This window comes from Bacillus sp. P4_D3, from assembly GCF_056401855.1.
Window position 1 is genome coordinate 1 of record NZ_JBFUIN010001179.1, and the last position, 719, is coordinate 719.

Here is a 719-nt window from a genome sequence, read left to right on the forward strand (position 1 = left end):
GGAAAAAGGTGTTTCTTTATCAGGTGGGCAAAAGCAAAGGATTTCGATTGCGAGGGCTGTTATTCAAAATCCGGAAATTTTAATTTTGGACGATTCTTTATCAGCTGTTGATGCTCGTACGGAAGCGGCAATTATTGAAAACATACGAACAGAAAGAAGCGGGAAGACGACGATTATAACGACGCATCGCTTGTCAGCTGTGCAGCACGCGGATTGGATTCTCGTTATGGATAACGGTGAAGTTATTGAAGAAGGTTCGCATGAAGCGCTCATTCGAAATGGGGGCTGGTATGCAGAGCAGTTCGATAGACAACAAGGTGAAAGTGAAAGTGCGGATAGTGGGGTGAAAATATGAGTGTTTCAAAACGATTGTTTCAATATGCAATGAAAGTGAAGGGGCCGATCTTTGCAGCGATGGCGATGCTATTTGTTTTCGTCATTGCAGAACTCGCGGGTCCTTTCGTCGCAAAAACGATGATTGATGAGCATATCGTTGGAATAGAGAGACCTTGGTATGAAACAGAAAAGAGTGAGGATGCTGTTTCATATAATGGCGCCTTGTATAAGCGAAGTGATCGCTTTGAAGAAGGTGAGAAAAAAGGGAAAGAAGTCCGAGTGATTCAAGTTGGCTTTCAGTACTATTTTGTGCCGAATAAAATAACGCTTGAAGGAAGTCGTTCTGTTAAGGGTGATGTGCTTACAGTACAAAGTGGTAAGGC

General features: G+C 43.0%; 1 protein-coding gene and 1 pseudogene. Both read left to right on the plus strand.

Going from position 1 to position 719, the window contains the following annotated elements:
- Window positions 1-355: ATP-binding cassette domain-containing protein (locus AC1DTM_RS30090; protein ID WP_477001662.1), on the plus strand; the 355-nt coding region annotated here is incomplete at its 5' end.
- A pseudogene (locus AC1DTM_RS30095) lies at window positions 352-719 on the plus strand (multidrug ABC transporter permease); the annotation flags it as partial. The gene AC1DTM_RS30090 and the pseudogene AC1DTM_RS30095, both read left to right, overlap by 4 nt.